Source organism: Pantoea sp. JKS000250, from assembly GCF_003201065.1.
Lineage (GTDB): Bacteria > Pseudomonadota > Gammaproteobacteria > Enterobacterales > Enterobacteriaceae > Pantoea > Pantoea vagans.
In genome coordinates, this window is the sequence record NZ_QICZ01000001.1 from 147,209 (window position 1) to 169,611 (window position 22,403).

The 22,403-nt window shown below is 56.6% G+C and carries 27 protein-coding genes; 19 read left to right on the forward strand and 8 right to left on the reverse strand.

Features of this window, described 5'->3' with window-relative positions; translation table 11 throughout:
* The first annotated feature begins 162 nt into the window (after window positions 1-162).
* The 8 genes from BY447_RS00850 (at window position 163) to BY447_RS00885 (ending at window position 7,507) form a co-directional block, all read left to right on the forward strand.
* Entirely contained in the window at window positions 163-1,179 is a 1,017-nt protein-coding gene (locus BY447_RS00850) for a dipeptidase (protein WP_110330249.1), read from the forward strand.
* Between the two features lie 143 nt (window positions 1,180-1,322).
* Window positions 1,323-1,394 carry a pyrroloquinoline quinone precursor peptide PqqA gene (gene pqqA / locus BY447_RS00855; protein ID WP_010245082.1) on the forward strand — a complete coding sequence of 24 codons (72 nt, stop codon included), beginning with the start codon at window positions 1,323-1,325 and terminating at the stop codon, window positions 1,392-1,394.
* Window positions 1,395-1,448: 54 nt separating this feature from the next.
* Window positions 1,449-2,366 carry a pyrroloquinoline quinone biosynthesis protein PqqB gene (gene pqqB / locus BY447_RS00860; RefSeq protein WP_110330250.1) on the forward strand — a complete coding sequence of 306 codons (918 nt, stop codon included), beginning with the start codon at window positions 1,449-1,451 and terminating at the stop codon, window positions 2,364-2,366.
* Between the two features lie 3 nt (window positions 2,367-2,369).
* Complete coding sequence (gene pqqC, locus BY447_RS00865) at window positions 2,370-3,125, forward strand: pyrroloquinoline-quinone synthase PqqC (protein WP_010245074.1); 756 nt, start codon at window positions 2,370-2,372, stop codon at window positions 3,123-3,125.
* A 3-nt stretch (window positions 3,126-3,128) separates the two neighbouring features.
* A complete protein-coding gene (gene pqqD / locus BY447_RS00870) occupies window positions 3,129-3,407 on the forward strand; it encodes a pyrroloquinoline quinone biosynthesis peptide chaperone PqqD (protein WP_110330251.1) in 279 nt (92 codons plus the stop codon).
* Window positions 3,370-4,536 carry a pyrroloquinoline quinone biosynthesis protein PqqE gene (pqqE, locus tag BY447_RS00875; protein ID WP_013357815.1) on the forward strand — a complete coding sequence of 389 codons (1,167 nt, stop codon included), beginning with the start codon at window positions 3,370-3,372 and terminating at the stop codon, window positions 4,534-4,536. Before pqqD ends, pqqE begins: the two co-directional genes overlap by 38 nt.
* Window positions 4,536-6,806 carry a pyrroloquinoline quinone biosynthesis protein PqqF gene (pqqF, locus tag BY447_RS00880; RefSeq protein ID WP_110330252.1) on the forward strand — a complete coding sequence of 757 codons (2,271 nt, stop codon included), beginning with the start codon at window positions 4,536-4,538 and terminating at the stop codon, window positions 6,804-6,806. Before pqqE ends, pqqF begins: the two co-directional genes overlap by 1 nt.
* Window positions 6,807-6,922: 116 nt before the next feature.
* Window positions 6,923-7,507, forward strand: a complete 585-nt coding sequence (locus BY447_RS00885) for a YceI family protein (RefSeq protein ID WP_013357817.1) — start codon at window positions 6,923-6,925, stop codon at window positions 7,505-7,507.
* 56 nt (window positions 7,508-7,563) lie between these two features.
* On the opposite strand, the gene BY447_RS00890 is transcribed toward BY447_RS00885, so the two are convergent.
* A complete protein-coding gene (locus tag BY447_RS00890; protein ID WP_110330253.1) occupies window positions 7,564-8,466 on the reverse strand; it encodes a pyridoxal-phosphate dependent enzyme in 903 nt (300 codons plus the stop codon).
* A 588-nt stretch (window positions 8,467-9,054) separates the two neighbouring features.
* On the opposite strand from BY447_RS00890, the gene BY447_RS00895 reads away from it, so the two are divergent.
* The 10 genes from BY447_RS00895 (at window position 9,055) to BY447_RS00940 (ending at window position 16,451) form a co-directional block, all read left to right on the forward strand.
* A complete protein-coding gene (locus BY447_RS00895) occupies window positions 9,055-10,035 on the forward strand; it encodes a 6-phosphofructokinase (RefSeq protein WP_110330254.1) in 981 nt (326 codons plus the stop codon).
* Between the two features lie 10 nt (window positions 10,036-10,045).
* Complete coding sequence (locus tag BY447_RS00900) at window positions 10,046-10,360, forward strand: PTS sugar transporter subunit IIB (protein ID WP_013357820.1); 315 nt, start codon at window positions 10,046-10,048, stop codon at window positions 10,358-10,360.
* Complete coding sequence (locus BY447_RS00905) at window positions 10,353-11,720, forward strand: PTS sugar transporter subunit IIC (protein WP_110330255.1); 1,368 nt, start codon at window positions 10,353-10,355, stop codon at window positions 11,718-11,720. Before BY447_RS00900 ends, BY447_RS00905 begins: the two co-directional genes overlap by 8 nt.
* Complete coding sequence (locus BY447_RS00910; RefSeq protein WP_110330256.1) at window positions 11,707-12,549, forward strand: class II fructose-bisphosphate aldolase; 843 nt, start codon at window positions 11,707-11,709, stop codon at window positions 12,547-12,549. Before BY447_RS00905 ends, BY447_RS00910 begins: the two co-directional genes overlap by 14 nt.
* A 94-nt stretch (window positions 12,550-12,643) precedes the next feature.
* Window positions 12,644-12,910 (forward strand): hypothetical protein, encoded by a 267-nt coding sequence (locus tag BY447_RS00915; RefSeq protein WP_013357823.1) that lies wholly within the window; start codon window positions 12,644-12,646, stop codon window positions 12,908-12,910.
* A gap of 9 nt (window positions 12,911-12,919) precedes the next feature.
* The gene (locus BY447_RS00920; protein ID WP_110330257.1) at window positions 12,920-13,357 is read left to right on the forward strand and encodes a PTS sugar transporter subunit IIA; all 438 of its coding nucleotides are present in this window, start codon (window positions 12,920-12,922) and stop codon (window positions 13,355-13,357) included.
* Window positions 13,354-13,977, forward strand: coding sequence for an AAA family ATPase (locus BY447_RS00925; protein WP_095707224.1), 624 nt, complete (start codon window positions 13,354-13,356; stop codon window positions 13,975-13,977). Before BY447_RS00920 ends, BY447_RS00925 begins: the two co-directional genes overlap by 4 nt.
* Entirely contained in the window at window positions 13,946-14,398 is a 453-nt protein-coding gene (locus tag BY447_RS00930; protein WP_095707223.1) for a thiol-disulfide oxidoreductase DCC family protein, read from the forward strand. The genes BY447_RS00925 and BY447_RS00930 overlap by 32 nt, the downstream gene beginning before the upstream one ends.
* Window positions 14,399-14,857: 459 nt before the next feature.
* Complete coding sequence (locus tag BY447_RS23140; protein WP_146210978.1) at window positions 14,858-15,193, forward strand: hypothetical protein; 336 nt, start codon at window positions 14,858-14,860, stop codon at window positions 15,191-15,193.
* Between the two features lie 358 nt (window positions 15,194-15,551).
* Window positions 15,552-16,451 (forward strand): LysR family transcriptional regulator, encoded by a 900-nt coding sequence (locus tag BY447_RS00940; RefSeq protein WP_110330259.1) that lies wholly within the window; start codon window positions 15,552-15,554, stop codon window positions 16,449-16,451.
* On the opposite strand, the gene BY447_RS00945 is transcribed toward BY447_RS00940, so the two are convergent.
* The 5 genes from BY447_RS00945 to BY447_RS00965 form a co-directional block, all read right to left on the reverse strand.
* On the reverse strand, window positions 16,426-17,235 hold the full coding sequence (locus BY447_RS00945; RefSeq protein ID WP_110330260.1) for a molybdate ABC transporter substrate-binding protein: 810 nt from the start codon (window positions 17,233-17,235) through the stop codon (window positions 16,426-16,428). The two genes, BY447_RS00940 and BY447_RS00945, sit on opposite strands and share 26 nt — an antisense overlap.
* A gap of 10 nt (window positions 17,236-17,245) precedes the next feature.
* Window positions 17,246-18,553, reverse strand: a complete 1,308-nt coding sequence (locus BY447_RS00950; RefSeq protein ID WP_095707729.1) for an MFS transporter — start codon at window positions 18,551-18,553, stop codon at window positions 17,246-17,248.
* Window positions 18,554-18,873: 320 nt separating this feature from the next.
* The gene (locus BY447_RS00955; protein ID WP_110330261.1) at window positions 18,874-19,584 is read right to left on the reverse strand and encodes an ArsR/SmtB family transcription factor; all 711 of its coding nucleotides are present in this window, start codon (window positions 19,582-19,584) and stop codon (window positions 18,874-18,876) included.
* Window positions 19,585-19,588: 4 nt separating this feature from the next.
* Window positions 19,589-19,972 (reverse strand): amino acid-binding protein, encoded by a 384-nt coding sequence (locus BY447_RS00960; protein ID WP_110330262.1) that lies wholly within the window; start codon window positions 19,970-19,972, stop codon window positions 19,589-19,591.
* A 1-nt stretch (window position 19,973) separates the two neighbouring features.
* Complete coding sequence (locus BY447_RS00965) at window positions 19,974-20,288, reverse strand: antibiotic biosynthesis monooxygenase family protein (protein ID WP_110330263.1); 315 nt, start codon at window positions 20,286-20,288, stop codon at window positions 19,974-19,976.
* 144 nt (window positions 20,289-20,432) lie between these two features.
* Between BY447_RS00965 and BY447_RS00970 the strand changes: the two genes are divergently transcribed.
* Window positions 20,433-21,326: a dihydrodipicolinate synthase family protein gene (locus BY447_RS00970; RefSeq protein WP_110331891.1), complete on the forward strand. Its 894-nt coding sequence runs from the start codon at window positions 20,433-20,435 to the stop codon at window positions 21,324-21,326.
* A 12-nt stretch (window positions 21,327-21,338) separates the two neighbouring features.
* On the opposite strand, the gene BY447_RS00975 is transcribed toward BY447_RS00970, so the two are convergent.
* Both BY447_RS00975 and BY447_RS00980 read right to left on the reverse strand, forming a co-directional pair.
* Window positions 21,339-21,827, reverse strand: a complete 489-nt coding sequence (locus BY447_RS00975) for an AAA family ATPase (RefSeq protein WP_110330264.1) — start codon at window positions 21,825-21,827, stop codon at window positions 21,339-21,341.
* Window positions 21,828-22,142: 315 nt separating this feature from the next.
* Complete coding sequence (locus tag BY447_RS00980; RefSeq protein ID WP_110331892.1) at window positions 22,143-22,382, reverse strand: hypothetical protein; 240 nt, start codon at window positions 22,380-22,382, stop codon at window positions 22,143-22,145.
* Window positions 22,383-22,403: the final 21 nt, after the last annotated feature.

Consider the following 22,403-nt stretch of genomic DNA (forward strand, 5'->3'; position numbering starts at 1 on the left):
TTCTCCTTGTGTTTTTTACCAGTCTGCCGACACGTCTTGTGGGCCGCGCGCGCAATAGTGACAACCTGACGCGCAAAAGTGACAAGCCTCTGCGTGCGCTCCTGTTTGATGAATCCACCAGGCAGGGTTAGCATGGTCGCCTGTTTATCCGGGTGAACACTTATGCTGATTTTTGACGGACACAACGATCTGTTGCTCAACCTCTGGCTGCATCATCGTGATGCGCCTGCACAGGCGTTTTATCAGGGGATTGAACGGGGTCATCTCGACTTTTCGCGCATTCAGCAGGGCAAAATGGGCGGCGGGCTGTTTGCGATCTTTGTACCGCCGCAGGCTTACATTGCCAGCGCTGTACCGGCCCGCGCTGATGAGCCGTATGAACCGCTGCAAATCATGTGGCAGCAGCTCGATATCCTGCAGCAGCTGGCCGCTGCGTCCGGCGGACGGGCGCGACTCTGCCGCAGCAGTGACGAGATTGCCGCCTGCCGCGCGGAAGGCGTGCTGGCGATGGTGGCGCATATCGAAGGGGCCGATGCGCTGGACGAGGAGGGCGAGCAGCTGCGCGCCTTCTGGCAGGCGGGGGTGCGCAGTATCGGGCCATTCTGGAATCTGCGCAGCCGCTTTGGTGAAGGCGTCAGCGGCTCCTTTCCCGGCACGCCTGATACCGGACCGGGTCTGACCGCCGCCGGTGAAAAGCTGATTCAACAGGCGGGTGAGCTGAAGATGATGATCGACGTGTCGCACATGAACAGTAAGACGTTCTGGGAGACTGCCCGGCTTTCCCCTGCGCCGCTGGTCGCCAGCCACTCCAACGCGCACGCGCTCTGCCCGCAGCCGCGCAATCTGACCGACGATCAGCTGGTTGCGATCCGCGACAGCGGCGGTCTGGTTGGCATTAATTTCGGCAATGCGTTTCTGCGCGCCGATGGAAAACGCGACGCTGACACGCCGTTAACAGAAATTGTTAAGCATTGTAATCACCTGTTGAAGATAATGGGCAGCGACCATGTGGCCTTTGGCTCTGATTTCGACGGGATTACCCCTCCGGCCGCGCTGGGCGATGTCAGCGGAATGCCGCGATTGCTCGCCGCTTTTCAGGAAGCGGGCTATGATCAGAGACTGACAGAGAAGCTGGCATGGGGAAACTGGCAGCGGGTTTTACATCTGACCGGGCTGTGATAACAATTTCCTTACGTTCCGGGCTTGATCCCGACGCGCCATTGGCGCAACATCTGCCTGGAAATTGTGACGGTGCTCTCATTTAACAGCCGTCACGCCGATTTCAGACAGCACATTTACTGTTAACCAAGAGGAAGTAACTCATGTGGAAAAAACCAACTTTCGTTGATATGCGTCTCGGTCTGGAAGTGACTCTTTACATCTCCAACCGTTAATCGTTCTGCCCGCCCTCTGAGCGGGCATTTTTTTTCAACTTCTGGTTTTCCTCTATGTTTATCAAAATCCTCGGCTCAGCCGCGGGTGGCGGGTTTCCGCAGTGGAACTGTAACTGCGCCAACTGCCACGGCGTGCGTAATGGCACCATTCAGGCTCAGGCACGCACGCAATCGTCGATTATCCTCAGCGATAACGGTGAAGACTGGGTGTTATGTAATGCGTCACCCGACATCGGCCAGCAGATCCTGCACACGCCAGAACTGACCCGTAAGGGCGTACTGCGCGGCACGGCGATCGGGGGAATTATCCTCACCGACAGCCAGATCGATCACACCACCGGGCTGCTGAGCCTGCGTGAGGGCTGCCCGCATCAGGTGTGGTGTACGCCGGAAGTGCATGCCGATCTCAGTACCGGCTTCCCGATCTTTCCGATGCTCACCCACTGGAACGGCGGTTTACAGCACCGGCCAATTGCGCCCCTGACGCCGTTCAGCGTCGATGTCTGCACCGATTTGCAGTTCACCGCGATTCCTATCATCAGTAATGCACCGCCTTACTCGCCCTATCGCGATCGGCCGTTGCCGGGCCATAACGTGGCGCTGTTTATTGAAAACCGGGCGAATGGACAGACGCTGCTCTACGCGCCAGGTCTGGGCGAGCCGGATGCGGTGATCCTGCCGTGGCTGCAAAAAGCGGACTGCCTGCTGATTGACGGCACCGTCTGGCAGGATGATGAGCTGCTGACCACCGGCGTGGGTCACAACACCGGCAAGGCGATGGGCCATCTGGCGCTGGCGGAAGAGCAGGGGCTGATGGCGCTGCTGGCGTCGGTGCCGGCTAAACGCAAAATTCTGATCCACATTAACAACACCAATCCGATCCTTAATGAGCAGTCACCTCAGCGTCAGTTTCTGACGGAGCAGGGAATAGAGGTGAGCTGGGACGGAATGGCGATTCATCTTCAGGGCTAAATCATGCAGATTACTGACACGCTGTCGCCGCAGGCTTTTGAACAAGCCCTGCGCGACAAAGGCGCTTACTACCACATTCATCACCCGTATCACATCGCGATGCATAATGGTCAGGCCACGCGGGAGCAGATTCAGGGCTGGGTGGCGAATCGCTTTTATTATCAGACCACCATTCCGCTGAAAGATGCGGCGATCATGGCTAACTGCCCGGATCCCGCCACCCGCCGTAAATGGGTGCAGCGCATCCTCGACCACGACGGCAGCAACGGCGAAGAGGGCGGCATTGAGGCCTGGCTGCGGCTGGGCGAGGCGGTCGGGCTGACGCGCGAAGAATTATTGTCAGAGCAGCATGTTCTGCCGGGCGTGCGTTTTGCCGTCGATGCCTATATCAATTTCGCCCGTCGTGCCAACTGGCAGGAGGCGGCCTGCAGCTCACTCACCGAGCTGTTCGCGCCGCAGATCCACCAGTCGCGGCTCGACAGCTGGCCGCAGCACTATCCGTGGATCAAAGAAGAGGGCTACTTCTACTTCCGCAGCCGCCTGGGTCAGGCGAACCGCGATGTAGAGCATGGCCTGGCGCTGGCGCTGGAGTACTTCACCACCGCGGAAACGCAGAACCGGATGCTGGAAATTTTGCAGTTTAAGCTCGATATTTTATGGAGCATGCTGGACGCCATGACCATGGCTTATGAGCTGAAACGTCCGCCTTATCACACCGTCACCGACAAGGCGGCGTGGCACACCACCCGACTGGTATAACAGATGAATGAGAACTCGATTGCCGCGTTTCGTCGCGGCTACCGTATGCAGTGGGAAGCCGCCCAGGATACCCATGTGGTGCTCTATCCCGAAGGCATGGCGAAACTGAACGAAACCGCCGCCGCCATTCTTGAGCTGGTGGATGGCAAACAGGATATCGCCGCGATTATCGCGACGCTGGATAGCCGTTTCCCGGAGGCGGGCGGCGTGGGGCCGGACGTTTTGGAGTTCCTGCAGTCAGCCTATGAACAGAAGTGGATACAGTTCCGTGACCCCTCATAAACCTGACGTGAATCCGCCGCTCTGGCTGCTGGCCGAGCTGACCTATCGCTGTCCGCTGCAGTGTCCTTACTGCTCCAACCCGCTGGATTTCGCGCAGCAGGAGAAGGAGCTGAGCACGGAGCAGTGGATTGAGGTGTTTCGTCAGGCACGCGCCATGGGCAGCGTCCAGCTTGGATTCTCCGGCGGCGAACCGCTGGTGCGTAAAGATCTGCCGGAGCTGATCAAAGCGGCGCGCGATCTCGGCTTCTATACCAACCTGATCACTTCGGGCATCGGCCTGACCGAGAAGAAGCTGGATGCGTTCAGCGAGGCCGGTCTGGATCATATCCAGATCAGTTTCCAGGCGAGTGACGAAACCCTGAATGCGGCGCTGGCCGGGTCGAAGAAAGCGTTTCAGCAGAAGCTGGAGATGGCGAAAGCGGTAAAAGCGCACGGCTATCCGATGGTGCTGAACTTTGTGCTGCATCGCCATAACATCGACCAGATTGATAAGATCATCGACCTCTGCATTGAGCTGGAAGCGGATGACGTTGAGCTGGCGACCTGTCAGTTCTACGGCTGGGCGCAGCTCAACCGCGAAGGCCTGCTGCCGACGCGTGAGCAGATCGCTCAGGCGGAAGCGGTGGTCAGCCGCTATCGTGAGCGGATGAGCGACAGCGGCAATCTGACCAATCTGCTGTTTGTGACGCCAGACTACTACGAAGAGCGACCTAAGCCCTGTATGGGCGGCTGGGGGGCAATCTTCCTGAGCGTCACACCAGAGGGCACCGCGCTGCCATGCCACAGTGCGCGCCAGCTTCCGGTCGAGTTTCCGTCGGTACTGACGCAGCGCCTGGACGATATCTGGTATAACTCGTTCGGCTTCAACCGCTATCGCGGTTTTGACTGGATGCCGGAGCCGTGCCGCTCCTGTGATGAGAAAGAGAAAGATTTTGGCGGCTGTCGCTGTCAGGCCTTTATGCTGACCGGCAATGCTGACAACACCGATCCGGTGTGCAGCAAATCACCGCATCACGGCAAAATTCTCGACGCCCGGCGGGAGGCGGATTGCAGCGACATTAAAATTGGTCAGCTGCAGTTCCGCAACCGCAGCAACTCGCAACTGATCTACAAAACACGGAACCTGTGATGAACATGCGCGGCCTGGTGATTGAGGGTCTGACGGTTGAACTGGTGCATCAGCCCGATGCCAGCCAGGCCGCCGCCCTGATTCAGGTAGGGGCAGGGAGTCACGACGAGCCGGATCGCTGGCCCGGACTGGCGCATCTGCTGGAGCATCTGCTGTTCACCGGCAGCAGCGGCTGGCCCGATGAGGGCCGGCTGATGAGCTGGATCCAGACGCAGGGCGGAAAAGTTAACGCCACCACGCTGGCCCGGCACAGCGCGTACTTTTTCGAGGTCACGCCGTCGCTGCTGGCAGACGGGCTGGCAAGACTGCAGGATATGCTGGTCTCTCCGCTGCTCGATAATCAGGCAATCGCGCAGGAAGTGGCAGTCATCGACGCGGAATATCAGCTGTTGCAGCGTCATGAGCCATCCCGCATCGAAGCGGCATTACTGCACACCGCTGCAACCCCCGCTGAATTTCAGCGCTTCCATATCGGCAGCCGGGCGAGCTTTGGCGACGAGCTCTCTGCGCTGCAACGGGCATTGCGGCTGTTTCACCAGCGCTACTACGTTGCCAGCAATATGCGGCTCTGGCTGCAGGGACCGCAGTCGCTGGATGAGCTGGAACAGTTGGCGCGTCAGGTTGCCGCTGCGCTGCCTGCCGGTCAGTGGCGGCAGGAGCTGACACCGCCGAAGCTCAGTAGCGATACCTGCTGGCAGCTGGCGGAAACTGTCCAGGCAGCGCTATGGCGCAGCTGGCTGCTCGATAGCAGTGACGGTGTCACGCTGTGGCGTGAGTTTTTATTGGATGAAGCGCCCGGTTCGCTGCTGGCTATTCTGCGTGAGCAGGGGCTGGCGGAGACGCTGGAGCTGAAATGGATTTATCAGGCTGAAGATGCGTACTGGCTGGCGCTGGGTATCGAAACCAGTGAGCCTGCAAGGGTAAATCATCTGGTTAACGGTTACATTGCTGCGCTGCGCCAGACGAATGAAGAGCAGCATCAGCACTATTATCAGCTGGCACAGCAGCAATTTGTGACGTTGTCACCGATGGAGCAGTTGCGTCAGCGCGCTATCGGTTTCGCACCTGACAAAAACCTGCCCGCGCTGCAGCCGCTGCTGGAAAATCTCGCCAGTGCGCCCGGCACACTGCTGTTCTGTTCATCGCAACCGGCAATGGAACACATCGTTACGCAGGGCTTCACTCTGGCGCTGACGGCCTGTGAGCCCGCCCAGGCTGAGGCGCTGCCCGCTGCCGGTTTCACTTTTTATCCGCTCGACATCACTGCGCCGCCTGCGCCGCTGCCCGCTCAGGCGGTGGCATTGCCGCATCATCCGTCAGATGACCCGCAGCCAACGCTGATCCTGCGACCGGAGTTCTGGTCAACCTTTACTGCGGAGGCGGGCGAAGCGCTGGGCCGGCGGTTGCGTCCGCTGTTTGCGGCGCTGCGTCATCAGGGCGGTCACGGCAGCTGGCAGGAAGTGGAAGGTGTGTGGCAACTGACGGTCCGGCTATCGGATCAGGCGGTCGCTGACCTGGCGCTGAGCCAGATTGTCTCCGCCCTGACATTACCCATTGAGGCAAACCGGCCCGCGCCTGTGGAGAGCATCGCTATCCGCGCGCTGCTGCGACAGTTGCCTTATCAGCTGGCAGCCAACGTTACGCCAGGATGCTGGCGGGCGGCGCTGAAGGGCGGCGATGCGATGCTGCACTCAGTGATTGCCCGGCGGCTGAGCGCGCTGTCGCTGCCGGTCAACCCTGACACGCCGCCAAAGCGCATGACCACAAAAACCGGTATGACGCGCCTGCCGCACGCCAGTGCCGACAACGCGCTGCTGCTGTTTATTCCGCTGCAGCGTCCTGAACAGCTGGCGGCATTACGCGCGCTGGCACTGATCTACGAGCCACGCTTTTTCCAGCGCTACCGCGTTGAGCAGCCGATAGGTTATGTGGTCAGCAGTCGCTATATGCGCTGTGCCGATGAAGATGGGGTGTTATTTGCGCTGCAGTCGCCCGACTACAGTGCACTGTCACTGCTGCGCTACTGCCGTAACTTCCTGCGGTCACTGAACGAGACGCTGGCGGGATGTGATCTGGTGGCCCTGAAAGCGCGACTGCTGAGCCAGCAGGCTGAGCAGCCACTGGCCCTGTTGCGCCGTGAAAATGGCCTGGCAGAACCGGACGCGGCGCAGATTGCGGCACTGACCCTTGCAGATTTACAGCAATTGCACCGCACGCTGATTCAGGATCGCCGCCGCTGGCGGGTGCTGTTCACCGGCGCGAATGCGTAATGACCGGTTTTAAGGTTGCTGAATTTATTTGAAAATTACCGACAAATCTCTTCACTGTCTATTCCGGGAAAACTGGACCACACTCAATTCACTTTTGTCCGCATAAGGAATTGACTGTGAAGAACTTCAAACGTATTGCACTGCCCCTGTTAGCCGCTGCTACCCTCTACGCTCCGTTATCTCAGGCCGAGGCGATGCACTACCAGCTGAACCCTGAGCATACGTCGGTAATTGTTGCCTGGAACCACTTTGGCTTCTCCAATCCTACCGCGGATATCCCGGATGCAACCGGTACGCTGGTGTTTGATAAAGATCATCCTGAGGCCTCACGCGTTGACGTGACCCTGCCCGTCAGCAAAATCGACAGCCACGTTGCCGCGCTGACCAAAGAGTTCAAAGGTGCTGAATACTTCGATACCGCCAAATACCCGACTGCGACCTTCCACAGCACCAAAGTTGTTGCGAAGGGCGACAACAAATTTGACGTTGAAGGCAACCTGACCCTGAAAGGCATCACTAAGCCAGTGACGCTGCACGCGACGCTGAACAAGCAGGGCGAGCATCCGATGGTCAAGAAGCAGGCGATTGGCTTTGACGCCACCGGCACCATCAAGCGTTCTGACTTCAAGCTGGACAAATATGTCCCTGCAGTCAGCGACGACGTTACGCTGACGCTGTCTACTGAAGCTTACGCGAAGTAACCGGCGACAGGCGCAGCCCCTCTGGCTGCGCCACTTTTCCCCTGAATTTGCTCTCGTCAGCCCTGCAGACTCTTCAGGGTAACAGACGCCCCGCCACAGACGATAACCAGCACGTTATCATCCGGTTTAAAGCCAATTTTCCCGTCATACAGCATCGATAATGAGACGCCACAGGCTGGCTCTGTCAGGACACGATGATCGTCCAGGAAGCGGCGGCAGGCATTAACAGCCTCTTCATCTGTCACAACCTTTCCCCTGACATCTGCCCGGCATGCCACGTTAAATGCATTTTCACACACCTGACTGGCTGCCAGCGTGGTGGCGATACCGCTGACCCGGGCCAGCGTGACCCGCTCACCGGCTTCTAGCGCGGCGTTAAGCGACGCGGTTCCCTCAGTTTCAACCGCATAAATCGGGATATGGCTGAGCTGATGTCTTTCCAGACCCTGGACAATGCCGGAGAGCAGACTGCCGCCGCCCACTGAGAGGATTACCGCATCCGGCCGCAACCCCTCACTGATCACTTCATCTACCAGTGTGCTGATGCCGTCCCACAGCAGCGGATTGTCAAAGGGATGGATGTAGATATGTTCGTGCGACGCCAGCGATAACGCGTACGCATTGGCCTCACTCCAGACGTTGCCGTGTACAATCAGCTTCGCACCTTCCTGTTCGATAAGCTGTCTGGCGCGCGCCGAGGTGGTTTCAGGCACCACCACCGTGACCGGTAGCCCCAGTCTGCGGCCGCTGTGTGCCACGGCAATACCCGCATTGCCGCCGGAGGAGCTGACAAATGCCTTAGCGCCCTGTGCCGCGTAGTATTGACAGATATGGCCTGCGCTTCTGAGCTTAAACGATCCGGTTGGCTGCGCTGATTCCATTTTCAGCCAGACGTTGCTGCCGCTGAGCTGACTTAGTGGCAGGGAGTGAACGAGAGGGGTACGGATAGCTATTTCCATGCGTATGATCCTGGTCAAATGTGGTCACAGGGAACCGGTTTGTCATCACGGAGAACACGGGTTTTGCCGTGCGAAATAACGGCGTCGGATGCAGAAGAGAAAGTTACCCCTCACAAAGAGCGTGGAAGTTTTTCCTTAGAGATCATTATCGTCAGGCTGTGTTTTCTGTGGGCATTGAAAGGTTATACCGAAGAATGCTACTCGTTCGCAACAGAGATGCTGAATCTGATTAACATCTGCCTGCGGATTTTCTTTCTGCACCTTAATTGCGGTTTCTGCTCTGCGAAAACGGGAAAAATGAGGTGAAAGTCACAAATCTGCAACGCCGCTCTAATGGCTGATTTTACCTCCTCCCGCTTTCTGGCCAGTTCACCCGCGCCATCTGCTAAGCCAATGATTTATATCGATTCGCCTTGAGCGCAATAAGTTGGAATAGTGTGAGGCAAATCACAAATAAAGCGATGTTAAGAGCACTGTCAATATTCCCGCCTGAGAAAAACCGCACGTAACTGTGATCTCCTCTGCAAATAGCAACCCCGCTAACCGGAAGAATACCCTTCAGCAGAATAAGCCAGCGGGGTGAGGGTGATGCGAATTGGAATGGTGATCAGTGGCGGTGACGTGACCGGCATTAATAATTTTGTCTTCCAGATTGGGCGCATGGCACAGGCGGAGATGGTGATATTTGACGGTGGTATTCCCGGCCTGCTGGAAAATAATCATCGTGAGATCGGCATGCGCGATCTGCTCGACTTTTCCATCGCCTCTATTCCGGTTATGCAATCGGGACGCACTGAAAAGAAACTGGTGCGCAGCGAGTATGAGTTAATTGCCCGCCAGCTGAAAAACGCCCGGATTGACATATTAATCATGGCGGGCGGAGACGGGTCGCTGCAATTTCTCCATACCCTGTCGGCGTACGGCGTGAATTGTTTCGGCGTCGGTATGACCATCGATAATGATGTTTTCGGCAGCGACTACACGCTGGGATTTTCCACCGCCTGCGAGCAGGTATTAAAAGAGGTGGCGAAACTGCGTAATACCGGCCGTGCCTTACCGGGACGCGTTTTTATGCTGGAGTTGCTCGGTGGTTATTGCGGCGAATTAACGCTGCAGTCCGCGATTAAATCTAACGCAGATATTGCGTTAATTCCTGAGTGCCAGATCCCGCTGCCACAACTGGCGCAGCGCATTACCGGGCGGCTGGCAGAGCAGAACAGCGTGGTCATCCTCTGTTCGGAAGGCTACACCCGGGAATATTCGCCAGGTTTTCAGGGGGCGATCGACACCTTAATCAAACAGCTTGAACCCCTTATTGGCGTGCGCATCCGTAAAACCATCCTGGGTTACGGGCTGCGCAATGGTGATCCCACCTGCGAAGAGATCTTTCAGGGCACCATTATGGCCAGTGAAGTGGTGCGTTGTATTCAGTCAGGCATGCGGAATAAAGCGGTCATTATTAATGGCAGCAATAAACCGATTCCGATTGATTTAATAAGCATGCAAAAACGCCTGGTCGATATTGACGGGCACCATTACAAACTCGCTAAACAACTCAATATAGTGTGAGGAAAAAACCATGCTGAAAATATTATGTGTCTGTGGTTGTGGATTAGGTTCCAGTTTTGCGATTGAGATGAGCGCAAAAGCGGTATTAAAAAAACTGGAGATTGAGGCCGACATCGATCACACCACCATTTCAGAAGCGAATGCCTTTAAGTCAGATATGATCCTGACGCAAAAAGCGTTTGCCGATGTTTTAAACGCCGACGCCAGTCCGGAACAGATTAAACGGGTCATTATTCTTAACCGGCTCACCGATAAAGCGGAAATAGAGCAGAAGATCCTGGCCTTTTTAAAAGAACGCAACCAGAAGGTCGCCGCCCATGAATAGTGTGATCGACTTCCTGGTAAAAGATCTGCTGGGGCAGGCATCGATTCTGATCGCCTTTATTGCCCTGATTGGTCTGCTGCTGCAAAAAAAATCGGCAGGCAAGGTGGTGGAAGGCACCTTTAAAACGCTGCTCGGCTTTTTAATTATGATGGCGGGTATCAATATTATTGTTGGCACCCTGACGTTCCTCAATACCATTTTTACCCATGGCTTTGGCATGCGCGGCTATATCACCGATGTGGCCGCTATTGCCGGGCTGGCTAACCGTGAGCTGGGGTCTGAAGTGGCGCTGACGCTGCTGGTGATTTTTATCGTCAACATCATCATCGCGCGACTGACGCCGTTTAAGTACATCTTCCTGACCGGCCAGGCGTTGCTGTGGATGGCGACCATTGGCGCAGTCATCGGCTACAAAGCAGGGCTGACCGGCCTGCCGCTGATTCTGACCGGCGGCATCTTTGGCGGGATTATGGCGGTGGTAATGCCAGCGCTGGCACAGCCGGTGGTGCGGCGGATCACCGACTCGGACGACGTGGCGCTGGGTCACTTCTGCACCATCGGTTATCTGGTCACGGCAGCGGTCGCCAAAGTCGTCGGCAAAGGCTCGCGCTCCACCGAAGACCTGAAACTGCCCGATAACTTCAAGTTTCTGCAGGATACCTATCTGTCGATGGCGCTAGTGATGGTACCGATGTACCTGATCCCCGCTGTGGCAGCCGGCCCGGCGTTTATCGCCCAGTACAGCAACGGCATGAACTACCTGATGTACGCCTTTATGCAGTCGATTCAGTTCGTGGCCGGGGTCTTCGTGCTCTACAGCGGCGTCCGCCTGCTGCTGAACGAACTGGTGCCAGCCTTCCGGGGTATCGCGATGCGCGTGGTGCCGGACGCGAAACCGGCGCTGGACTGCCCGGTGATGTTTCCGTACGCCCCAAACGCGGTGATTGTCGGCTTCCTCGCCACCACGCTGGGTTCCATCGTCGGCATGCTGGTCTTCCCGATGTTTGGTCTGGCGATGATCCTGCCTGGCCTGCTGACCAACTTCTTTGCCGGTGGCACCGCCGGAGTATTTGGTAATGCCATGGGCGGACGGCGCGGCGCGATGATCGGCGGCTTCGTCCACGGACTCTTTATCACCATTCTGCCCGCCATCCTGGTCCCGATGCTGGAGAGCTACGGCTTCGCCGGGGTCACCTTCAGCGATTCCGACGTGATCAGTACCGGCCTGGTGCTCGGCCACGCCTTCCATAATAACTGGCTGTTTGTCGCCCTGTTTATCGCCTTTATTACCGCACTTGCCTGGTTTGTTAATGGCAAATCGACCAAACCTCAGGAGGAAAAAATCCATGAAACTTTATAACTTCGCCGATCTGTTACAGCTGGCCAAACAGCGTGACTTCAAAGCGGTCGGTTCGTTTAATCTTCACTGTCTGGAGATGCTGCCCGCCTATTTTAAAGCGGCAGAGAAAACCAACAGCCCGTTAATGATTCAGATCTCCACCGGCACGGCGAAATATCTTGGCTATAAATTGCTGGTCGATGCGATTAAATCGCTGTCAGAGAGTACGAACGTGCCGACCTGCCTGCATCTCGATCACTGTTCCGATTTAGCGGCAATACAGACGGCGATTGATGCCGGATTCAGTTCTGTTATGTACGACGGCTCACATCTGCCCATTGATGAGAATATTGCGAACACCCGCCGGGTGATTGATATGGCGCGACCCCATCATGTTTCAGTAGAGGCGGAGCTGGGTGCCATCGGCGGGTCGGAAGATGGTAAATGCGTAGAGATGGAGGCGATAGCGTTCACGCCCGTGGAAGATGCACGCCGCTTCGTCGCAGAGACCGGCGTCGATATGCTGGCGATCTCCATCGGCACCGTGCACGGGCTTTATACCGGTAAAGCCCATATTCAGCATCAGCGGCTGGCAGATATTACGGCGGCAACCCACACGCCACTGGTCCTGCACGGCGGCACCGGCGTCAGCGATGAGGATATGCGGCTGGCGGTCAGCAGCGGAATTGAGAAGGTGAATGTCGGCACTGAAATGAATGTGCAGTGGGTAGCGCAGTGCAAATCAACCTTTGAAAAAGGCAAGGTTAATGACAGCGTGCGTAATTTCCTGGTGCCAGCCAATGATGCGGTCACGAATGTGCTGGTAGAGAAAATGCAGTTATTCCGGTAATTACCCGCGCCGCCATCACCGGGTTAATGCGCTAACGATCTTTTATTCACTGTTTATATTAGCTACCCCAATATTATGCGGGGCAGGAGAGCCTATGTTTGGATTCCTCAAAAAGTCTCCGGCTGTGGAACCACCCAGCGAGCAGCAGGATCATCTGGCGGCATTAAGTCGCGAGAAAATAACGCAGCTGGAGCAGCAGCTGGCGATTAATCCGCGTGATGGCGAAACGCAAAAACAATTAATGCTGGAATATAACCGGGCATTAAGCTTATTTGCGAAAAGCCGTCGCTACCGCAATGAAATTGATGCGCTGTTTGTCAAAATCGATGAATTACGCAATGTGGTTCGCCAGTCGATTTAAGGAGAGCTGATGACGATTAAGCAGTTATTGCAGGAGGCCAACGCCATTCAGATTGGCATCGACGCCACGGACTGGCGTCAGGTTATCGCGCTGGCCGCCGAACCGCTGGTCAGCGGCGGTTATCTTGATGCCACCTATCCTGATGCCGTGATCGCCAATACGCTGGCTCACGGCGCTTATTATGTGTTTGAGGAGGGGATCGCCATTCCCCATGCGCGACCGGAAACGGGGGTGCTCCGCGACTGTTTCAGTCTGATCCTGCTGAATGAGCCGATCTCATTTGAGGGCAGTGAGAAGGCGGACATTGTGATTATGTTTGGCGCACGCGACAGCAACGCGCATATCGAAGAGGGGATCCGCGCGATTGTGTCGCTGCTGGAGGATGAGGAGACGCTGGTCCGGTTACGTCAGGCCAGCAGCGTGGCGGAGGTCATCGATATCTTATGACGCAAAACATCCCCCCCAAACGTGTGGTACTGGTTAACGGTATTCCGGCGTCGGGAAAGAGCACCCTGACGCACGCACTGTCACAGCACTTTGGCTGGCCGGTGCTGACCCTCGACAGCCTGAAAGAGCCGTTTATGTCCTGCTTTGCACCGGTCGATCGCCAGCGTAACCGGCAGCTGGGCTGCGCGGCTTATCAGGCGATCTGGAACATTGTCGGCCAGGCACCCGCCAGTCAGATCTGGCTTATCGATGCCTGGTTTGGCTTTCAGCCGCGCACGCTGCTTGAGCAGGGACTGAAACAGGCGGGCGTCGAGGAGGCGCTGGAGCTGTGGCTCAGGATCGCGCCGGAAGTGGCGGTGGCGCGCTATCAGGCGCGGCTGTCGCAGCGGCTGCCTGGCCATCCGGGCGCTGAGTATCTGCCGGAGCTGCGCCAGCTGGCGCAACAGGCCCGGCCAATGGCGCTGGGACCGGTGTGCGAAGTGGATGCCTGCAACCAGGATCACGCGGCCGTTATCCACTGGCTGCACCAGCAACTGACCAGAACCCGCTACACTTCAGCTCATCATCAGATGAGTGAGGAGTTGCAGGATGTCATCACCCCCGTATCTGCAAACCGGTGAAAGCGCCGTGCTCTATGACGGCGTCTGTAAACTGTGTAACGGCTGGGTTCAGTTTCTGCTGCGTCATCATCTGGCGCGGCAGGTTCGTTTTGCCTCGGTGCAGAGCGAGCAGGGCAAAGCGCTGCTGCGCTGGGCCGGACTGCCGGAAGAAAACGTCAGCACCATTGTCTATATCGCGGACAATCAGCACTGGCTGCGGGCGCAGGCGGTGTTCCGCGTGATACAGCAACTGCCTGCCCCGTGGCGCGGGCTGGCGGTGCTGCGCCACTTTCCGGATGCAATCGGTAATTTTGCCTATGACCGCATCGCGTTAAACCGCTACAAACTGTTTGGCCGCTACAGCAGCCAGCACGCCATCCAACCCGATTATCCTGGTCGATTTCTGCATAAGGTGGAGCCGTCCGTTACATCGGAAGGGTAAAGACGGTATGGAAGCGGCTGTGCTGAATCAGTGATTGCCGTATAAACATTTTCCAAAACCTCAGCCTGTAAGTGAATATTCCCTGACTGTCAGGGGATTTAAGGAGAAATGTTTTTCTAATTTAGTGACAGCGCAGACTAAAATAAGGAAGAAATTCGCGAGTCGGTTTTAATCTTTTCGAAATGAATGCCTTGTTAAAGGAGTTATTAAAAATTACATATCAGGGCTGGATACTTCGTGACTATGCCTGAGGCTTTTTTGTTTCTTCTGATTCTTCTTTATTGTTGATAGGTTAACTCTTCCAATGCCTTTTCATTTAAATAAAATCTTTTATGATTTTATTTAACATTTAATAAGGTGATCTATTTATTTTGATCTTCTTTTTTTAAGGTGTTATAAAAAATCAGCAGCGCTGCTCATTATTACTTCAGGATGAAAATTAGCTTAAGGATTTACCAAATGGAAACCTTATATGAAGCGCAGTTGAAAATGGTTGCAGGTGCGAGTGGTGCTTATGATCCCGCTTATGCGGGTGCCAGTGCCCATCAAAGCCAGCATGGTTATGGGGGACAGGCGAATGGTTTTGTGGGTACACAATCTAACTGTCTGGATTTAGGGTCTATTATCAGCAACAACCCATGCGCATCAGGTATTGTTGCAGGTGCTATATCAGGATCAAGTTCATGGGTGAACGTAGCAAGAGGTGTTGTCGCAGGAGCGCTAACGTGCGTTGCCAGCGGTAATGGAAATGGTGGTGGTTCAGGGAATAACTATGGCGGACAATGTACGTGGTAGGGAAAAGAAGATAAAAAACGCCTGCATTATACCTGGGATATTATCGGCTGGTGTCCTGTTAACATCAGTGAATATATTCCCTCAGGATGGCTGGCTGGGCTTTCTGCCGTGTGGAATTGCGAAATTTTTTGTGGTTTTATATTGTTATTACGGTGGGGTTTCCATTCTGAAAGATCTGACTCTCTATTTTATGAAGGGTTCACAGAAGTGAATTTCATCCTACAGGCTCGCTTCGGCGGGCCTTTTTTCAAAAAAATAAAATGGAATCGCCTGACTTCAATCTTTTTTAACAACTTAGCTACAAAATTCGCGTATCCTCAAGGCTGGCTAAATCACCAATAGGTAAATAAGAGGCGTTATGCCGGTTAATTTCGATCTCAACGATCTCTACGCGTTTCGCGCGCTGGTGGAGTTTGGCAATTTTCGCCTGGCGGCGGAGTCAATCTGCCTTTCGCAATCGGCACTGAGCCGCCGCATCGATAAGCTGGAAACCACGCTGGGGATCAAACTGTTTGAGCGGACCACGCGCCGCGTCACACTGACGCTGAAAGGACATGCGTTTGCTCAGCGTTCGGAAAAGCTGCTGGCCGATTTTGAAGAGGTGATGGCCGATCTGAGTGAAGTGAGCTTAGCCCGCACCGGCCTGATTACCGTCGCCTGCGTGCCGTCAGCCGCTTACTACTTTATGCCCAACATCATCCGGCTGTTTCAGGCGCGCTATCCCCGTGTACGAGTCAAGCTGGTCGACAGCAGTGCGGCCAACGTCTATGACGCGGTGATTGGCGGTCAGGCCGATTTCGGCATCAGCTTTTCCAGCCGCTCGCAGCCGGATGTGCACTTCCAGCCGCTGATGGACGATCCTTATGTGGCGGCCTGTCGGCGTGACCATCCGATAGCAGGCAAAAAGAGTCTGAGCTGGCAGGCGTTTTATCAGTATGAGTGGGTCGGACTGGATAAAACCTCCGGCAATCGCAACCTGCTGGACCAGGCGTTGCAGGCGATCATGCCGGAGAAGCCCTGTGTCTGTGAAACCCGGCACGTCACCACCATGCTGGGGATGGTTGAGGCGGGGCTGGGCATTGCTGCCGTCCCCGCCATGTCGATGCCCGGCTACGATCACGCCCTGCTGATGGCGGTGCCGTTAACCGATCCGCAGGTGAAACGCACCGTCGGACTGCTGCGTAAAAATGGCCGGACGCTCTCGCACATCGCGAGCGAACTGGAAAACCTGATTATTGAACAGTATCAGCGACTTTAGCCGGTTTTGACGCCTTCACGCTGTGCAGGCCGCTGGCGTGCACGGCCTGCTGTGCCTCAGGCGAGGCGAGCCAGTGCAGCAGCTTCACCGCCTCGTCCGGCTGCGCTGACCTGCGTACTACGGCACCGGCGAAGCGGGTGGTGTACTGCAGCTTTTCCGGCAGTTCGCCAATGAACGTTACGCCGGAGACCGGCAGCAGTTCACTGACCTGCTGAAAGCCGATAGCGTATTTACCCGCCGCGACCTCGGAGGCCACCGGGATGCGCTCGACCTTCACTGCTTTCGTCTTCACCTGATCCTCAATGCCCAGTCGGCTGAACAGCTGGCTGCTGACATATTTGCCGCTGGCGCTGTCGGAGTAGGCGATAGATGAGGCGTTCAGCAGGGCAGTACGCAGCTCGCTTTCGCTGCCGATTTTCACCGGCGTGGCACCCTGTTTTATCGCTGCACCGATGCGCGAGTCCGCCAGCTCAACCCGTGAACCCGGCAGCGTTGCGCCCTTTTTCTGCAGATCGCTTAACGCATCGCCAACCATAATCACCACATCAGCCGGTTCACCGCGCGCCAGCCGCGCCGGAATCGCCTGTGGCGTCTTGCCCATCGACGGACCGGCAACCGTGTTAAGGGTGATCCCTTCACGCTCGGCAAAGCGTGGCGAAAGCGTATCCCATGCCGCTTTAAATCCGCCGGAGATCATTACCGTCAGCTCTTTTGCCTGCGCCGTGGTGCTGCCCGCCACGCTGAACAGCAGGGCAGCGTAGAGCGACATCGTTCTCAGTTTCATCTTCAGTTCCTCAGCTAACGGTTTTATGGGCAGGTAATACGGCACTGCGGGTGCGACGATAAAGATACAGGGTTGCGCCCAGCGCGCAGACAGCCGCAAAACTCATCCAGTAGCCAGGCGAGGCTTTGTCGCCGGTCAGTTCGATCAGACCGGTCGACATCACCGGGGTAAAGCCACCAAACACTGCGGTTGCCAGGCTGTAGGCCAGCGAGAAGCCTGCCACGCGGACTTCTCCTGGCATGATTTCGGTCAGCGCCGGGATCATCGCGCCGTTGTAGAGACCGTAAATCATCGAAAGCCATAGCAGCACGCCCAGCATCATAGAGAAGCCCGGTGCCGCTGCCAGCAGGCTCAGGGCCGGATAGCTGGTGGCGATCGCCAGAAGCGTCATGGCAACCAGGACAGGTTTGCGGCCAAAGCGGTCGGAGATCGCGCCGCCAATCGGCAGCCAGATGAAGTTCGACACCGCCACCAGCAGCGTCACCAGCAGGCTGTCCGAGGCGCTCAGCAGCAGGACTTTCTTGCCAAAGGTCGGGGCATAAACCGTAATCAGGTAAAACGCCGTGGTGGTCATCGCGACCATCAGCATCCCGGCAATCACCACCTGCCAGTTACTGAGCAGGATGCGGAACACCTGTTTCACATCAGGATGACTGCGACGATTGCTGAACTCCTGCGTCTCTTCCAGCTTGCGACGCAGCACGAAGATAAACGGCACAATCAGGCAGCCAAACAGGAACGGAATACGCCAGCCCCATTCGCGGATAGCGCTCTCTTCCAGCACGGCGTTGAGGATAAAGCCCATTGCCGCCGCCACCATAATCGCGACCTGCTGACTGCCCGACTGCCAGCTGGTGTAGAAGCCTTTGCGGCCCGGCGTCGCGATCTCGGCCAGATAAACCGACACCCCGCCCAGCTCTGCACCGGCGGAGAAGCCCTGCAGCAGTCGGCCGATCAGCACCAGCAGCGGTGCCCACAGGCCAATGCTCTGGTAAGAAGGGATGAGCACGATCATAAAGGTGCCCGCCGCCATGATGGAGAGCGTGACGATCAGCCCCTTGCGACGGCCGACCTTATCGATGTACGCCCCCAGTACCACTGCGCCGATAGGGCGCATCAGGAAGCCTGCACCAAAGACGGCAAAGGTCATCATCAGTGAGGCAAACTCACTGCTGGCCGGGAAAAAGGTATGGGCGATATAGGTGGCATAAAAACCGAACAGGAAGAAATCAAACTGTTCGAGGAAGTTGCCTGAGGTAACACGAAATATAGCGCCAATCCTGGCGCGGTGAGTCATGGGAGAGGTTGTCTGCATCAGTAACTCCAGTAAGGTATGACGCTTTTTGCCGCGCCTGTGACTGAAGAGTGGATCAGCGCCCGGCGCTGAATAAGTGCAAAAATGACAATGATTAATGTGTGCGCCGCATGATTGCCAGGCGTTATCATTTAAAAGCATTCTGATTCATAAGGTTATAGAAACTGCCGATTTTGTCGGCGTGTTATCGGCTCTGAGGCGAATTTGCGGAAATGTGACAGAATTCATAAGCCTGTTATGGGCTGATTAGGGGATTCCAGGCAGTCCGAGACCGCCCGTACAGAGCCTGGCAGCAAATGGGCTCTGAACTCAGGCGTGCTGTGTCAGCGAAGTGTGATATCGAAAACCTGACGTAAATGCCTGGCGCCTACCGCAGTAAACGTCACTTCACGGTAGCCGGGCTGTCGGGTGAGCCAGCCCTGCACCTCAAAGGCGGTGAGCAGCGCGGCGCCCGCGTAGCCGCCGAGATGAAAGCGGCGTTCACTCCAGTCGAGGCAGCTGCAGCACGCCCGGCGGCGGCCGGGCTGCGACAGATCAATTCGCAACGCCGCAAACTGCTGCTGGCCGTATAGGGTGACCGCATCGCCCGTCGGTGTGATCCAGTCCTGGTGCGCCATGGCGGCGTAGATCTGCACCGCGACGTCACCCGCCAGGTGGTCGTAGCAGGTGCGGGCAGTGCGCAGTGATGTCGGCGTCGTGCTCTGCGGCGCAGCGATCCGTCGCCACGACACCCCCATCATGTTCTCAATCAGCGTTGCGATGTCACTGCCTGTCAGTCGGTAATAGCGGTGACGGCCCTGTGCCAGACAGACGATCAGGCCGCTGTTAATCAACCGGTTCAGATGCGCGCTGGCGGTGGAGGGGGCCACGTCGGTGACGGCGCAAAGTTCCGTAGCCGTCCAGGCGCGTCCATCCATCAGCGCTGACAGCATCTTTACCCGAGACGAATCGGCCATCGCGGTGGCGACGCTCACAATTGCGTGCTCAAGCGTGTCGCTGTCGTCCGTTGCGTGATGGTGTTGCTGTGTCGTCATCACATTATGGAGCCCATTCTGTGGTCAGCCCGGCGGCTGATTGATTGTTATCGGTGATCAGAATTAGCTGGTTAGCGTGATCGCTGTATTGCACCAGAATGTTGATCGCGGCATCGGCCAGGCGTGTCGTGATCGCCCCCAGTTCGCCAGGACCCTGCTGCGGTAGCCTGCGAATCAACGGGACATTTACGGCCTCGACGGTGATCCCCTCCGCTTCCAGCACGGCACGCGCCCGTTCGCCTTCTGCTACCAGAAAATGGGCGTGGCTCTGCGCACCACACGAGAACAGGCCGCCGCCTTCCAGTCCGATTCTATGGCGGCCCAGCAGCGTGGTGAGCCGGGAAAGGGTACCTGGACTATTTTGCAGGATCACATGAATATCGAACATGTTAATTTACTCCCTGCTGTGCGGCATATTCTCTGACCAGCGCGACGATGCGAATGCGATAGCCGGCAAAGAGGGTTTCACGACCTTCACGCTGCGCGGCCTGGTGGCAGAGGTTACGTTTCCAGGCTTGTACCGCGGCGTCATCGCGCCACCAGGAGAGCGAGAGGATTTTTTTCTCATCACCCAGGCTCTGAAAGCGCTCAATAGAGATAAATCCATCAATGTCCTTTAACAGCGGACTCAGGTCGGCGGCCAGTTGCAGATAACGCATCTGGTGTTCGGGGCGGGCTTCAGCTTCAAACAGTACGGCAATCATCGCTATCTTCCTTTAAACGAGAGTAAAGAGGGTGATGGCACAAAAATAGCGGGCGGAGCGAACCGATGCTTCGGCCGGAAACGAAATATGGCTGTACGGACGAACGTCAGCCAGGCAACGCATTCTTACAATGGAGCAGATGATATGTTCAGCGGACTCAGCGCCTTTCCCCTTACTCCCTTTGCAGAGGGCAGACCCGATGAAGCCGCCTTTCTGCGGCTGCTGAGCAGGCTGACGGAGGCAAAAGTCGACTCCCTTGGCGTGCTGGGTTCAACCGGCAGCTATGCGTATCTGACCCGCACGCAGCGCAGGCGCATCGCAACGCTGGCGGTTGAACATGCAGATTCGATTCCGGTGATGATCTGCGTGGGCGCGGTGAGCACCGATGAGGTGCTGGCGCTGGCAGAAGATGCGCAACAGGCGGGTGCTGCCGCATTACTGCTGCCGCCGCTGGGTTATCAGGCGTTGAAAGAGGAGGAAGTATTCGCGCTTTATGAGACCGTGACGCGTCACGCCTCGGTGCCGATCTGCGTCTATGACAATCCGGGCACTACCCATTTTACGTTTTCTGATGCGCTGCTGGGCCGGATCGCTCAACTGCCTGGCGTGGGTTCAGTGAAAATTCCGGGTGTACCGGCGGAGCAGTCCGCAGCGAATGATCGCCTCGCGCAACTGCGCAACATGCTGCCTGCTTCCGTGTCGATTGGCGTTAGCGGTGATGCCTATGCTGGCAACGGGTTGATTGCGGGCTGTGATGGCTGGTATTCGGTGTGCGGCGGGCTGTTTCCGCGCGTTGCAAAAGCGATGACCGAGGCGGCAGCCGCAGGTGATTATGCGAGCGTCAGAGCACAGTCCGATCGTCTTGAACCGTTGTGGGCACTGTTCCGCCAGCACGGCGGCAGTTTCCGGGTAATCAGCGCTGCAGCAGGACTGCTGGGGCTGACCGAACGCGACTGCCTGCCGCGTCCGCTGTTGCCGCTTTCCGCTGCCGATTGTCGGGAGATTGCTGACGTGCTTGCCGCTCTCGATCTCTCCTGATAGCAGAAGCCGTTAACCGTGGCGCACCAGGTGAAAACCTTCTTCCTCCTGCGGCGGTTCAAAATAGCGGGTAATCAGCGCGAACTGCTCGTCCGTGGCGGCAAAGGCGTGTTCGCCGCCCTGATTACGGGCATGCAGACGCGATTTACACAGTGCGTCCGGAACGTCCAGATAATGCAGGCGATGATCGGCAGAGGATGCCTCTATCACTGAACGCATCCAGTCACGATTTGCCCGGGTGTTGGCCGGAAAATCGAGTACCACCGAGACACCCGCGTTAAGCAGCGCCACCAGGTGGGGCGTCATCGCCTTCCTGAGTTTTGCCGCGACGCGCACGTAATCGGCCACTGAATGCATCTCGTCCTGCCAGAGCGCGGCCAGCCACTGATCCTCGCTAATGACCACGCAACCCGGTAAAGCGCCCAGTTCCGCTGCCAGTGTCGATTTCCCGGAGGCAATTTTTCCACACAGCAGATGCAGTGTGGCAGGTGCATAAGTCATGATCGTGTCACTCCTTTAACAGACGGATAATAAACCGTGCGGCCGGTATAAGGCGCGTCTCGCCGATGCGCAATTCAGGCTAACAAAAGCAGGGAGGGATAAGCAATGAGAGGCTGGGAGGGCTGGTGAGTCACCCCGGATTAACCGCCCGAAACAGCATCCGCTGCTGTGGGCAATCTGGCGTTGGGAACAACAGGCAATGTTTACATGAAAATGAATACGCCTGAACGGCGACGTGCGGTCAGGCGAATGTCCGGAGTAGGAATAAAGGTCCTGAAGCGTAGTGAATCTGCGCTAAACCGCCAGCCACAGGCTTCATTTTTGTGCCATCAGCAGCGTCAGCAGTTCACGGCAGCACGCTTCTTCTTCTGCGCTGTCTGCAGAGGCCAGATGACGCAGCAGTTCCATGCAGCTTTTTTCTTTGCCTGCTTCCAGTAACTCCTCAATCAGAAAATTAAGTTTATCCTGCTCAGAGGCGGTAAAGGATGATTTGAACTCATTTTGGACCGGAATGGTATGGTTCACCGGCAGGGTCAGGGTGTTTTGCATTGGCATATTATTGTCCTGTTTCGGGTT